The organism is Sphingomonas sp., from assembly GCF_035714405.1.
Classification (GTDB): Bacteria; Pseudomonadota; Alphaproteobacteria; order Sphingomonadales; family Sphingomonadaceae; genus Sphingomonas.
The window spans coordinates 99,094-112,376 of record NZ_DASTMA010000023.1 but is presented as its reverse complement, the minus strand read 5'-3'; the positions used below and the strand labels follow the sequence as shown (position 1 = coordinate 112,376).

Annotated in this window: 8 protein-coding genes, 1 tRNA gene and 1 pseudogene; 8 read left to right on the top strand and 2 right to left on the bottom strand. The window is 69.3% G+C overall.

The features are described from left to right. The first annotated feature begins 7 nt into the window (after positions 1-7). Genes VFQ64_RS14050 through VFQ64_RS14035 form a run of 4 tightly spaced genes read left to right on the top strand, consistent with a single transcriptional unit; the run spans position 8 to position 8,998 of the window. Positions 8-1,060 (top strand): hypothetical protein, encoded by a 1,053-nt coding sequence (locus VFQ64_RS14050; protein WP_325103967.1) that lies wholly within the window; start codon positions 8-10, stop codon positions 1,058-1,060. Positions 1,061-1,118: 58 nt separating this feature from the next. After that, positions 1,119-5,996 carry a hypothetical protein gene (locus VFQ64_RS14045; RefSeq protein ID WP_325103966.1) on the top strand — a complete coding sequence of 1,626 codons (4,878 nt, stop codon included), beginning with the start codon at positions 1,119-1,121 and terminating at the stop codon, positions 5,994-5,996. After that, on the top strand, positions 5,993-7,153 hold the full coding sequence (locus VFQ64_RS14040; RefSeq protein ID WP_325103965.1) for a hypothetical protein: 1,161 nt from the start codon (positions 5,993-5,995) through the stop codon (positions 7,151-7,153). The genes VFQ64_RS14045 and VFQ64_RS14040 overlap by 4 nt, the downstream gene beginning before the upstream one ends. Before the next feature lie 27 nt (positions 7,154-7,180). Further along, entirely contained in the window at positions 7,181-8,998 is a 1,818-nt protein-coding gene (locus tag VFQ64_RS14035; RefSeq protein WP_325103964.1) for an aminopeptidase P family protein, read from the top strand. Here the strand turns inward: VFQ64_RS14035 and VFQ64_RS14030 are convergent. Next, positions 8,987-9,124, bottom strand: a complete 138-nt coding sequence (locus VFQ64_RS14030) for a hypothetical protein (protein ID WP_325103963.1) — start codon at positions 9,122-9,124, stop codon at positions 8,987-8,989. The genes VFQ64_RS14035 and VFQ64_RS14030 overlap by 12 nt on opposite strands. A gap of 78 nt (positions 9,125-9,202) precedes the next feature. Between VFQ64_RS14030 and VFQ64_RS14025 the strand changes: the two genes are divergently transcribed. From VFQ64_RS14025 to VFQ64_RS14010, 4 genes and pseudogenes are all read left to right on the top strand, one after another. Beyond that, positions 9,203-9,277, top strand: a tRNA-Thr gene (locus VFQ64_RS14025). A gap of 162 nt (positions 9,278-9,439) precedes the next feature. Continuing rightward, positions 9,440-9,826: pseudogene (locus VFQ64_RS15625) on the top strand (PAS domain-containing protein); the annotation flags it as partial. A gap of 148 nt (positions 9,827-9,974) precedes the next feature. After that, on the top strand, positions 9,975-12,293 hold the full coding sequence (locus VFQ64_RS14015) for a PAS domain S-box protein (protein WP_325103961.1): 2,319 nt from the start codon (positions 9,975-9,977) through the stop codon (positions 12,291-12,293). Positions 12,294-12,448: 155 nt separating this feature from the next. Next, positions 12,449-12,994: a cytochrome c family protein gene (locus tag VFQ64_RS14010; protein ID WP_325103960.1), complete on the top strand. Its 546-nt coding sequence runs from the start codon at positions 12,449-12,451 to the stop codon at positions 12,992-12,994. A gap of 39 nt (positions 12,995-13,033) precedes the next feature. On the opposite strand, the gene VFQ64_RS14005 is transcribed toward VFQ64_RS14010, so the two are convergent. Then, positions 13,034-13,273: a hypothetical protein gene (locus tag VFQ64_RS14005; protein ID WP_325103959.1), complete on the bottom strand. Its 240-nt coding sequence runs from the start codon at positions 13,271-13,273 to the stop codon at positions 13,034-13,036. Between the last annotated feature and the right edge of the window lie 10 nt (positions 13,274-13,283).

Genomic DNA, 13,283 nt, shown 5'->3' with positions numbered 1-13,283 from the left:
ACAAGCAATGACCCGTCTCAGCCATTGGCTGGGGGCGGCGGGCGCCATGGCGCTTGTCGGCCTCGCCACTCCCGCCGCCGCTGCCGGCACTCAAGCCGGCACGACCATCACCAACACCGTGACGGTCAACTACAAGGTCGGCGGCGTCGATCAGACGCAGCAGACCGCGTCCGACACCTTTACGGTCGACCGCAAGGTCAATGTCACGGTAGCCGAGGTCGGCACCACGACGACGCAGGTCTCGCCAGGTCAGAGCAACGCGGTGACGACCTTCTCGGTCACCAACCTGTCGAACGCGACGCTCGACTTCGCGCTGACGGTAGCCCAACAGACCGGCGGCGCCGGCGCCCACAGCAACACCGACAACTTCGATGTCAGCAATGTCCGAGTCTTCTGGGACTCGAACAACAGCGGCGGCTATGACTCGGGCGACGCCCAGGTAGCATATCTCGACGAACTGGCGGCCGACACGGCGCGTACCGTTTATGTCGTCTCGAACGTCGCTACGGCCCGCGTGACCGGCGATGTCGCAGTCGTCACCCTGACGGCGACCGGTCGCGAGGGTCTCGGCGTCGGCGCGCAGGGCGTGGCGCTGGTCCAGACCACGACCGCCAACACCGCCAATATGGACACGGTGTTCGCCGACGGCCAGGGCGCGACGGACGCGGCGCGCGACGCTGCCTTCTCGGCCAAGGACGATTATACCGTCCTGGCGGCGGCGTTGAGCGTGACCAAGGTCTCGAAGCCGATCAGCGACCCGGTCAACGGCACCACCAATCCCAAGCTGATCCCCGGCGCGGTGGTCGAGTATTGCATCGCGGTCGCCAATGCGACCGGCGGCGCGACCGCCAGCAGCGTGGATCTGGAGGACGTGGTGCCGACCATGACGACCTTTGACAGCGCTTACGGCATCAAGCTCAACGGCACGGTGACGGGCGGCGTCTGCAACAGCGACGGTACGTCGGGAGGCGCGTACGCCAACGGCACCGTGACCGGTCAGCTTCCGTCGGTGGCGGCGGGCTCGGCGCGGACGCTGATGTTCCGCGTGACGATCAACTAAGCCGACCGGCCGGCGGCGGAGGGTAAATCCGCCGCCGGCCATCGCTTTCATGTCCGCATTGCGCCTTCTCTTCCGCATCCTGCTCCTCGCCATGCTGGCGAGCGGCCTGGTGCGCCCGGCGGCGGCGGCGGATCGCATCACCAACACGGCCAGCGCCCGCTGGAACGAAGGTGGCGTCGCGCGCGCCGTCACATCCAACACGGTCGAACTGCAAATAGCCGAGGGGCGCATCGACGTGTCGCTGCTGCGCATGGACCCAGGCTCAGGTCAGAACACGACGCTGACCGGCCGTTCCTGCCCCGTCACCGCCAACGGCACGGACCTCGCCTTCACGACCATCGGGGTCAGCCAGGCGGACACCCTCAACCTGGGCGACGTGCTGGTCATCGCGGTCGACGCACCCGCAGCGAACACCGACACCGCCGCCATCGAGACCCTCACCGTCACCGTCACCGCCGCGACGAGCGGTGATCGCGAAACGCTGACGCTGCATGAGACCGGCCCCGACACCGGCAGCTTCTCCGGGGCGGTCGCGACCGCCGCCGTGCCGCCCGCCGCGATCGGCAATGATTGTACCTTGGGGCTGGCGGAGGGCGACCGGGTCGCCGTCACCGTGGTCGGCGGCGGCGCGGCGCTTACCCCGCTCGCCAGCCAGTCGATCAACGTGCTGGTCGATCCAATCGGCAAGGTGTTCGACAGCAACGACGGTGGGCCGGTCAACGGCGTGCGGATGACGATCGTGGATGCCGACACGGGCCTGCCGGCCGAGGTGTTCGCGCCCGATCGGGTGACGCGCTATCCCGCCACCGTGATCACCGGCCAGACCGCGGTCGACGCCGCCGGCGCCAGCTATCGTTCGGGCAACGGCTTCTACCAGTTCCCACGAGTCCGCGCCGGCCGCTACCGTTTGGTCGTCGCGCCGCCTTTACCCTACACCGCGCCGTCCACCGCGACCGCTGCCGACCTCGCCCGCCTGGTACGTCCCAACGGCCGGCCCTGGTCGATCGGCGACGGGAGCTATGGTCGGCCGTTCGTCGTGGACGGAAGCGGGCTGGTCCGCATCGACGTGCCGCTGGACACGCCCGCCAAGCCGGCGGTGCTGACCAAGACGGCGTCGCGGGTCACCGCCGGGCCGGGTGACGCGATCGTCTATACGCTGACCCTCGCCAATCCGGACCCGACGCACATTCGGCGCGACCTGGTGCTGGTCGACGCGATGCCGGCGCAGCTGCGGCTGCGGCCCGGATCGGTGCGGGTGCAGGGTAGCGCCAATCCGATCGTTGCGGCCGGAACCGACGGCCGGGCGCTGCGCGTGACGCTGCGTCGGATCGCCCCGTCCGCCACCGTCAAGGTAACCTATGTGGCACAAGTTCGCACCGATGCCCACGCCGGCGCGGCGATCAACAGCGTCATGCTGACCGATCCCGCCGACACCGTCACCACCGCCAGTGTCGCGGTGCGGATCACGACCGAGACGATCGCGGACCGCATGACGCTGGTCGGCCGCGTGCACCATGGCTGCGCCGCCGATGGCAAGGGCATTCCAGGTGTCCGCGTGACGCTGGAGGACGGCAGCTATGCCGTCACCGACCGGGACGGCCGCTATCACTTCGAAGGCCTGATCCCGGGCACCCATGTCGCACAGGTCGACCCGACCACGCTGCCGACCGGCGGCTCGTTCGTCGACTGCGCCCGCACCGCGCGCAGCAGCGCCACGTCGCGCTTCGTCACCGGCCAGGGCGGCGCGCTGGTCATCGCCGACTTCGCCGCCGATCTCTCCGCACGCGCCACCATCATCACCGATGCGGACGCGACTCCCGCGGCGCTGTCCGACAAGACCGCCGCCGGCGCCGAGCGCGACTGGTTCGCCGGCACCGACACCAGCATCGACTGGCTGTTCCCGGAAGCCGACCACAACCCGCGCGCGCCCGCCGTCCGCGTCGCTCTGCGCCACGGGCCGAGCCAGACCGTGCAGCTGTCCGCCGACGGCAAACCGGTCGACAAGATCGCTTTCGACGGTGCGCGCAAGAACCCCGACGGCCGCTTCGCGGTCAGCCTGTGGCGCGGTGTGCCGATCACCGGCGGCGTCACGCACCTGAGCGCCACGGTCGTCAACGAGGACGGCTCCGTCGCAAAGACGCTGACCCGCTCGGTGCGCTTCGTCAGCGCCGCCGCGCGCGCGACCTATCTGCCGGAGCGTTCGCGCCTGCTCGCGGACGGCACCAGCCGGCCGTTGATCGCGGTGCGGATTACCGACGCAGGCGGTCGCCCGGTCCATGCCGGCAGTGTCGGCGACCTGGAGCTCTCCGCGCCCTATGAGGCTGCGCAGGCGATCGATGCCGAGCAGGCACGCACCCTGTCCGGCCTGGAGCGCGCGCAGCCGACCTGGCGGGTTACCGGTGACGACGGCATCGCCTATGTGGCACTGGCGCCGACCACCCTGTCGGGCGCGGTCGCACTCGATTTCGCGTTTCGCGACCGCGACCAGGTCCGCCGCCAGCGGCTCGACGCCTGGCTGTCGCCGGGCGATCGCCCGTGGACGATCGTGGGGCTCGCGGAGGGCCGGATCGGCCGGCATGTCGAGCCCAACGCCAACAACGACCGGCTGATCGACGGCCGCCTTGCGCTGTATGCGAAGGGGCGGATCAAGGGTCGCTGGCTGCTGACGCTCGCCTATGACAGCGCCAAGCGGCGCGCCGACCAGCGGCTGGGCGGCACGATCGACCCCAACACCTATTACACCGTCTATGCCGACCGTTCCGAGCGCCGCTACGATGCCGCTTCGACCGGCAGGCTGTACCTGAAGCTCGAAGCGCGTCAGTTCTATGCGCTGTGGGGCGATTTCCAGACCGGATTCACCGACACCGAGCTCGGCCGCTACAGCCGCGCCGCGACCGGGTTCAAGGCGGAAGTACGCACCGGCAAGGTCGCCGCCAGCGCCTTTGCCGCGCGTTTCCCGTCCAACCACCGCCGCGACGAGATCCAGGGCAGCGGGCTGTCCGCCGGCTATCGCCTCTCGACCCGGCCGATCCTTGCCAATTCGGAGGAAGTCTCGATCGAGGTACGCGACCGGCTGCGCTCGGAGAAGATCGTCGAGCGTCGCACGCTGACCCGCTTCGTCGATTACGACCTCGACTACGAGACTGGCGCGCTGCGCTTCTCGGCGCCGGTGCTCAGCCGCTCTTCGGAGCTCGACCCGCAGTTCATCGTCGTCGAGTATGAGGTCGACACGCTGGCGGGCGACAAGATCTCGGCCGGCGCGCGCGCGACGCTCACGACCGGGCGCGTCCGCATCGGTGCGACCGCAATCCGCGACGGCGACAACGCGACCGCGCTCGGCGCCGCCGACCTCCGCGTCCAGCTCGGCGCCAACACCGTAGCGCGCGGCGAGGTCGGCGTCAGCCGCACCGCCGGCAAGTTCTCCGCGGCCTGGACCGCCGAGCTGGAGCATCACGACGCCCGTTTCGACGTGCTCGCCTATGCCCGCCAGCTCGACGTGGATTATGGGGTCGCCGAACAGAACCGGGCGGAGCGCGGCCGCCGCAAGATCGGGGTCGACGCCCGCCTGCGCCTGTCCGATCGGCTGTCGCTCTCGACCAGCCTGTGGACCGACAGCGACCTGACCGGTCCCGCCAGCCGTCGCGCCGCCAAGATCGAAGCCGCGTACCGTACCAACCTGTCCGAGCTGCGCCTTGGCCTGACCCATGCCGACGACCACACCGCCAGCGGCGATCACCGCTCGACGCTGCTCGAGGCGGGCGCGACGCGGCGGCTGTTCGACGGACGGCTGGAACTTGACGCCAGCACCGCCGTCGCGCTGGGGGACGCCGAGAGCATCGACTTTCCGGCGCGCCACCGCCTCGGCGCGCGCGTCAAGGTGACCCCGGACGTGACGCTGACCGGCACCTATGAGCTGGCGGCGGGCGACGCGATCGACGCGCACACCTTCCGCGTCGGCTTCGACGTGAAGCCCTGGGCGGGCGCGCGACTGGTGTCCGCGCTCGCCTCGCAGGACATCAGCGAATATGGCCGCCGCGCCTATGCCGCCTATGGGCTGGCGCAGTCCTGGTCGGTGACGCCGCGGCTGTCGATCGACGCCAGCATCGATGGCGAACGGACGCTCGGCGGCGTCGACACCTCGCGCATCGTCAATCGCGCCCACCCGGTCGCGTCGGGCGGATACATCGGCAATGGCAGCACGCTGGTGGAGGACTTCGCCGCCCTGACGCTCGGCGCTGCCTATCGCGCCGGCCGCTGGAGCGCGACGGGTCGACTGGAATACCGCGCCGGCGAGCAGGCCGACCGCGCGGTCGCGACGATCGGCGCGATCAAGCAGCTCGGCGAGGGCGAGGCGATGGGCCTGCTCGCGACCTGGACCCGCGCGACGCCGGCCAATGGCGCGATCGCTGATTCGACCAATATTGCGGGCTCATTGGCGCTGCGCCCGATCGGCGAGAGCGCGCTGCTCGCCAAGCTGGAATATCGCAGCGACCGCGCCGGCGATGTGCTCGATCGCCGCGCGGTCGGCAGCATGTCGCTGGCGATCCAGCCTCGCGCCCGCGACGGCCGCGAGCGGGGCGAGATCAACCTGTTTGCCGGCGCGCGCTATGCGCTCGACCGGATCGACCGCTATGATGTCGCGGGCTGGTCGGCGCTGCTCGGCGCCGACGCGCGGATCGCGGTCGGCCGCCGGATCGAGGTCGGCGCCAGCGCGACGTTGCGCGGCGACCCGCGCGGCACCTATGCCTATGCCTATGGCCCATCGCTGGGCGTACGGCCGGCCAAGGACATGCTGGTCACCGTCGGCTACAATGTCCGCGGCTTCACCGATCGCGACTTCGCCGCCGCTCGCACGACGCGCGCTGGCCCGTACGTCACCGCCAAGCTGAAGCTTGACCGCGACAGTTTCGCGTTCTTGGGACTGGGGCGGCGATGAAGCGCCTCGTCCTCCTCCTGCTCGCCGCCCTGCCCGCCCCCGCCGCCGCGGTGTGCCCCGCCGCCAACCAGTTCAACTTCCTCTACAGCAATCAGCCAGCGGCGACGCTCAGCTATGGCGGCAGCTACACCTATACGGCGGCGACCAGTGGCGGCGCGACGCGGAGTTTCACGGCCGCGATCGCGCAGAACGGGCTAAGCTCGTCGCAGGTCAATAGCGCTCAGATGCCAGCCATCAGCACGTTGATGACCGGGGCGGACGCCACCAAACGCTCCCTCGTGCTCGGTGGCACCTTCAGCGGCCGCACGGCGACCCTTTCCGGCACGACACGTACCGTCACGGTGACCTTCACCTTCACCCAGCCGATCCGAGATTTCGCGGCCACGCTGTACGACATCGACTTCTCGTCGAACCAATATCGTGACTGGATCCAGGTCACCGGTTCCAGCAGTACCGCCACCTACACGCCGGTTCTGTCCTCGCCCGCTGGGAACGGCAATGGCACCGGCGTCAGCCGCACCGCCAGCGGCTCCACCGTCACCTTCGGTCCCGCGACCTCCCCGGTGACGCTGACGAACCAGCAGGCGGCGGGCTCGTCCACCTCGGACAACAATTCCAGCGCCGGCACCATCAACGCCAGCTTCGCGCAGCCGGTTACCAGCGTCACGATACGCTACGGCAATGCGCCTTACACCGGTCTGGAGAACGACACCGGGCAGCAGGCGATCGGCATTGCCGGCATCAGCTTCTGCCCCATGCCCGACATTGGCGTGGTCAAGACCTCCACTCCGGCATCCGGTGCGCTGGGCGCCTATGACCTGCCGGCGAACGATATCACCTACACGTTGACGGTCACCAACACCGGCGGCAGCCCGGTGGACGCGGGAACAATCGTGCTGCGCGACGTGCTGCCTGCCGCCGTCACCTTTCGCAACACGGCGCTCGCCGGCGGCATCCCGTTCGCGATCAGTTCGGGGAATAGCGGCGTGACGCTGTCCAGCACGTCGCCCGCCTATTCCAACGACGGCGGCACAACCTGGGGTTATGCGCCGGCGGCCGGCTATGATCCCAACGTCAAGGCGGTGCGCATCACCCCGTCCGGTACGATGGCGCCGAACTCCAGCTTCTCAGTCACTTTCGTCGCGCAGGTGAAATAGCGCGCGCATTCTGGCAAAGCCGCGCGCATGACTCATTCCGAACGCCTCGCAGCACTCCGCGCCGAGCTCGCCGCCCGCGACCTCGACGCTTTCGTCGTGCCGCTCACCGACGAGCATATGAGCGAATATGTCGGCGGCTATGCGCAGCGGCTCGGCTGGCTGACGGGCTTTCAGGGCTCGGCGGGGACGGCCGTGGTGCTGGCGGACAAGGCGGCGATCTTCACCGACGGGCGCTATACGCTGCAGGTGCGCGAGCAGGTGGACGGGGCGGATTGGGAGTATGTCGAGGTGCCGGCTACGTCCGTGGCCGACTGGCTCGCGGCGAATGTGGGACATTGCGATGTCATCGGCTATGATCCTTGGCTGCACACCGCGACTTGGGCGCAGGCGACACACAAGCGGCTGCAGGGAGAGTTGGCCGCCACCTTGGCGGCGCAGGCGGACAACCCCGTCGATGCGGTCTGGACCGATCGCCCTGTCCCCTCGCCGGCACCGATGACGGTGTACGACCATCCCGCCGCCGGGCGCGCGTCGGCGGAGAAGCGCGCGGAGATCGCCGAGTGGCTCGCCGCCAAGCGGGCCGACGCCCTCGTGCTGACGGCGCTCGACTCGATCGCCTGGCTGCTCAACGTGCGGGGTGGAGATGTCGCGCATACGCCGGTGGCCCTGAGCTATGCCGTCGCCCATGCCGACGGCACACTCGACCTGTTCGTCGCGCCCGAGAAGGTCGGCGAGCCGCTGCGCCAGCATCTCGGCAACGCGGTGCGGCTGCACGACCGCGCGGCCTTCGCGGCGCCGTTCTTCCAGTCGCTCGCCGGCAAGCGCGTCGCGGTCGATCCCGAGCGCGCCGTCTCTGCGATCGACGCGCTGCTCGCGCAGGCGGGCGCGACGATCGTGCCGCTGCGCGATCCGGTGGTGCTCGCCAAGGCGATCAAGCACCCCGCCGAAATCGCCGGCCACCGCGCCGCCGCGATCCGTGACGGCGCGGCGCTGACCCGCTTCCTGCGCTGGGCGGAGGAGACGCTGCCGGCGGGCGGCGAGACCGAGCTGTCGGCCGCGGCCAAGCTGCTCGCGTTCCGCAGGGCCACGGGGCTCCATGTCGACCAATCCTTCGACACGATCAGCGCCACCGGCGCGCATGGCGCCATTCCGCATTATCGGGTGGACGAAGCCTCGAACGCGCGCATCGAGCCCGGTCAGCTGTTCCTGATCGATTCAGGCGGCCAGTATCTCGACGGCACCACCGACGTGACCCGCGTCGTGCCGGTGGGCGCGCCGTCCCCCGAGATGCGCGACCGCTTCACCCGCGTGTTGATGGGGCACATCGCCCTCGCCACCGCCGTGTTTCCCGACGGCACCTGCGGCGCACAGATCGACGCCTTCGCCAGGCGCCCGCTGTGGGACGCCGGGCTCGACTTCGCGCATGGCACCGGCCACGGCATCGGCAGCTACCTGTCGGTGCACGAGGGGCCGCAGCGCATCGCCGCCCCCAATTATCCGGGCGGCGCCAGCTTGGAGCCGCTCCGCGCGGGCATGATGTTGTCCAACGAACCCGGCTACTACAAGGCGGGCGAATACGGCATCCGCATCGAGAACCTGGTGCTGATCGAGCCCCGCGAGGTGGCAGGCGGCGACCCCGATCGGCCGATGCTCGGTTTCGAGACGCTGACCTGGGCGCCGATCGAGGCACGGCTGATCGAGGCCGCGCTGCTCACCGCCCAAGAGATCGCCTGGCTCGACGCCTACCACGCGCAGGTGCTGGCGAAGCTCGCGCCGGCGCTGGATGCGGCGACGCAGGCCTGGCTGGTGGGAAAGTGCCGGCCGCTTGCGTGGTCAGTCGGGTAAGGGTGGCGAGGCGGCGGCGCTATCCGGCTGCTCGCCGCTGGCGGTCCGCGCGGCCACCTTGCGCCGTTTCAGGTTCTCGCGCAGCTGTGCCGCAAGCCGCGCGTCGCGCTGTTCCCTCGCCGTCATCGCCGGCACCTAGGCGCGCCGCCTGCGCCTTGACAACCCGCCGCCCGTCCGCTCTAGCGCGCCCTCGCCGAAAGGCTGGCTGCCGTAGCTCAGTGGTAGAGCGCATCCTTGGTAAGGCTGAGGTCGTGAGTTCAATCCTCACCGGCAGCACCAGTTTCTCCTTGTAGAACAAGGAAGAAACGCGCGGTCTTCGCGCGATGTGGTCGACCTTTGCAAGCATATCGGAGGCAAGTCGCGGCGAAAGTCCTGCCCCCAAATGCGCGCGTTGGCGTGGCGGAGGATGCCCATGGTTGACCCGAATGCCCAAGTTCTGAGTTGGATCGCTGCGGGTGCGCTGATCGTCGTCTACGAGGAGCGCGTTTGACAGAACTGCCTCCCGCCGATTTCCAGGCGTTGTTCGAAGCGTCGCCGACGGCGCTGCTCGTCGTCGCGCCGCCGCACGGGACGATCGTCGCCGAAAGCGAGGCGCTGTTCCGCTTGACGGGCGTCCCGCGCGAGGAACAGATCGGACGTCGGCTGTTCGACGCGTACCCCGCGGATGCGGAAGAGCCCAACGCCGACGGCGTGCGCAATCTCACCGCATCGCTGGAGCGGGTGGTCGGCACCAGGGCGACCGATGTCATGCCGGTCCAGCGCTATCTGGTGCGAGGCGCGGATGGGCGCTTCGTCGAACGTTGGTGGGCACCGACCAACACACCCGTGCTCGGCGCCGATGGTCAGGTCGTGCTGATCATCCATCAGGTGGAGGAGGTCACGGAGGTGGTCCCCCTGCGCGGTGACGCTCAGGGGCGCGACGCGCTCGCCCGTGCCCAACGGGCGGTGATCGAGGCTACGCGCGTCGGAAACGGAATTGCGCGATGCGCAGGAGCGCTACCTCGCCTTGTTCAACGCCATCGACCAGGGCTTCTGCACGATCGAGTTGGCGTTCGACGAACAGGGCACGGCGATCGACTACCGCTTCCTCGAGGTCAGCCCCTCGTTCGAGCGGCAGACCGGCATCGCGGACGGCGCCGGTCGGTGGATGCGAGAGATCGCCCCCGACCAGAATCAGTTCTGGTTCGACACATACGGCCGGGTCGCGCAGACCGGTGAGCCGGCCCATTTCGAGAGCTTCTCGACGCCGCTGGACCGCTGGTGGGATGTTTACGCCTTTCCGATCAGCGGCGAACGCCGCGTCGCCCTCCTGTTCCGCGACATCAGCAGCCAGAAGCGCGCGAGCGAGCAACTGCGCGAGAGCGAGGCGCGGTTCCGCGAGTTCGGCGAGGCCGCCTCCGATGCCTTGCGGATCGCCGACGCGAAGACCGGGCACCTGGAATATCTCAGCCCGGCGTTCGAGCGCATCTGGGGTGAGCCGCGCGCCAGGGTCTTGCGGGATATCGGCCGCTGGGCCGAGTTCCTGCACCCCGATGATCGCGAGACCGGCCTGTCCGGCATGCCGCGACTGCTCGCGGGCGAACGGGTGACCAACGAATACCGCATCGTCCGGCCCGACGGCGAGGTGCGTTGGATCCTGGACGTCGGTTTCCCGGTTCTGGACCATTCAGGACGCGTCGTGCGCGTCGCCGGCATCGCGCAGGATCTAACCGAGCGCCGCGTCGCCGAAGAAGCGCTGCGCAAAAGCGAACAGCGCCTGCGCGAGCTGAACGCGACCTTGGAGCGGCGGGTCGCCGAGCGGACGGCCGAACTGAGCGAGAGCGAGCGCCGGTTCCGCGGCATTTTCGACTCCGCGCTCCAGTTCATGGCTCTGCTCACACCCACGGGGACGGTGGTCGAGGTCAACCGAACCGCGCTGGCATGGAGCGAGATCACGACCGACGAGATCGTCGGCAAGCCGTTCTGGCTGGCAGCGCCGATGCGCGACGATCCCGCCCTGCAAGCCTCCATCCAGGCCTGCGTCGAGCGCGCGGCCGCCGGCGAGACGGTGCGGGAGGAGCACGAGATGCGGGGGGCGGGCGATGCCCGGGCCATCATCGATTTCTCGGTGAAGCCGGTTCCGGGTGAGGGCGGCAAGATGCTGTGGCTGGTCGCGGAGGGGCGTGACATCACCGAGCTGAAGCAGGCTCAGGAGGCGCTCCGGCAGGCACAGAAGATGGAGTCGATGGGACAACTCACCGGCGGCGTCGCGCACGACTTCAACGATCTGCTCACGCCGATCATCGGCTCGCTCGACATGTCGGTGCGTCGCGGCGTCGGCAACGACCGCGAGCGGCGGCTCGTGGCCGGCGCGCTGCAATCGGCGGAGCGCGCCAAGACGCTGGTGCAACGCCTGCTCGCCTTTGCCCGCCGCCAGCCGCTGCAACCGACGCCGGTCGACCTGCACACCGTCATCGACGGGTTGGCGGGTCTGATCGAGTCGACACTGGGGCCACACATCACCGTGAATGTGAGGCTCGCGGCCGAGCTGCCGCCGGTCAGCGCCGACCCGAACCAGCTGGAGATGGCGTTGCTGAACCTGGCGGTCAACGCGCGCGACGCAATGCCCGAGGGAGGCGTACTCACGATCGAGGCGCGGCGGGAGAGTGTGGGTACAGGACAGCGGTCGCCGCTGCGGCAAGGCCATTATGTCCTTATCCGCGTCAGCGACACAGGCGTCGGCATGGACAAGGCGACGGTTGCGCGGGCCGTCGAGCCGTTCTTCTCGACCAAGGGGATCGGGCGAGGAACCGGTCTGGGGCTCAGCATGGTCCATGGCCTCGCCGCCCAGCTCGGCGGCGGGCTGACGATCGACAGCGCCCCCGGCCGTGGCACCACCGTAGAATTAGGGCTACCCGTCAGCCTCGCACCGATCGAAGCCGCCGAAAGCGCGGCGACGGCGCCTCACGAGCGGCGTGAACGAGGCACCGCACTGCTCGTGGACGATGAGGAACTTGTCCGGATGAGCACGGCCGACATGTTGATGGACCTCGGCTTCGAGGTCATCGAGACGAGATCGGCGGAGGACTCCCTGAGGATGGTCGAGCAACGCGGCATGCCCGATGTCCTGGTCACCGACCACCTGATGCCCGGCATGACCGGCGCGGACCTCGCGCGCACGCTGAGGGCGAAGGCCGCCGACCTTCCGGTACTCATCGTGTCGGGTTACGCCGAGGCGACGGCGTCGCGCCCGATCTGCCGCGCCTCACCAAGCCGTTCCGCAATGCGGAGCTGGCGGCGAAGATCGAGGAGGTGACGCGGGGCAGATGACCCCTTTTCCCCCGACGCTTGCGGGCGCGCCATCGCCGATGATATGTTCACTTTCTTGAACATTGCGGGCGTAAGAATGTTTGGACATCTCGGTGGCGCTGCTAAATGGCAGGCGAACACGGGTCGGCAGGGAGAGAAGCGATGAAGATTTCGGGATCGATGGTTCGGGTCGGTGGCGTGGCATGTGTTGCCGCCCTCGCCTTGAGCGCGTGCTCCAAGGAGCCGCAGGCACCACCCGCTGCCACGACGACGACAACCACGACCGAAACTGCCGCTGCTCCGGCGGAGGCTCCGGCCGCCGCCCCCGCCGCAGTCGCAGGGGCAACTGCTCCGGCGCCCGACAACACCGACACGCTGACCGGGGTGAAGTTCGCCAGCTACACCGGTGATGCGGCGGCAGGTAAGACGGCGTTCGCGACCTGCCAGACGTGCCATGCGGTGGAAGCGGGCAAGAACAAGATCGGGCCCTCGCTGCATGCCATCGTCGGCCGTGCCGCCGGCTCCGTCCCCGGCTTCACCTACTCGGCCGCGAACAAGAACAGCGGTATCACCTGGACCGCCGAGAAGCTGTTCCAGTATCTCGAGAAGCCCCAGCGCGTCGTGCCCGGCACGAAGATGGTCTTCCCGGGCATCCCCGATCCGCAGAAGCGCGCCAACGTGATCGCCTATCTCGCCACCAACACCTGATCCGAGGATCGGTCCGGCGGCTTCGGCTGCCGGACCGCCCTAATGCCGTCGCAGGTCGGCCAGGTGAACGGGAAAGGACAGCGCCAGCGGCAGCGCGATCCACGGCCATTCGGCCCCGGTCAGCGCCGCGCGCAGGGCCAGCAGCATCAGCGCACCCGGCGCAAGCCGCAAGACGGCGTGCCTCGGCGCCCAGCCGCGCCGGACCAGCCAGACAAGTTCGAGCGCCAGCACCGCGAGCACGACATCCACCGCATGGCCGCTCGCGAACAGCCAGTTCATGCCTTCGGCC

Coding starts and splice junctions, on each gene's coding strand:
- VFQ64_RS14010 (WP_325103960.1), top strand. CDS start 12,449: ATGAAGATTTCGGGATCGATGGTTCGGGTCGGTGGCGTGGCATGTGTT.
- VFQ64_RS14035 (WP_325103964.1), top strand. CDS start 7,181: ATGACTCATTCCGAACGCCTCGCAGCACTCCGCGCCGAGCTCGCCGCC.
- VFQ64_RS14005 (WP_325103959.1), bottom strand. CDS start 13,273: ATGAACTGGCTGTTCGCGAGCGGCCATGCGGTGGATGTCGTGCTCGCG.
- VFQ64_RS14040 (WP_325103965.1), top strand. CDS start 5,993: ATGAAGCGCCTCGTCCTCCTCCTGCTCGCCGCCCTGCCCGCCCCCGCC.
- VFQ64_RS14030 (WP_325103963.1), bottom strand. CDS start 9,124: ATGACGGCGAGGGAACAGCGCGACGCGCGGCTTGCGGCACAGCTGCGC.
- VFQ64_RS14050 (WP_325103967.1), top strand. CDS start 8: ATGACCCGTCTCAGCCATTGGCTGGGGGCGGCGGGCGCCATGGCGCTT.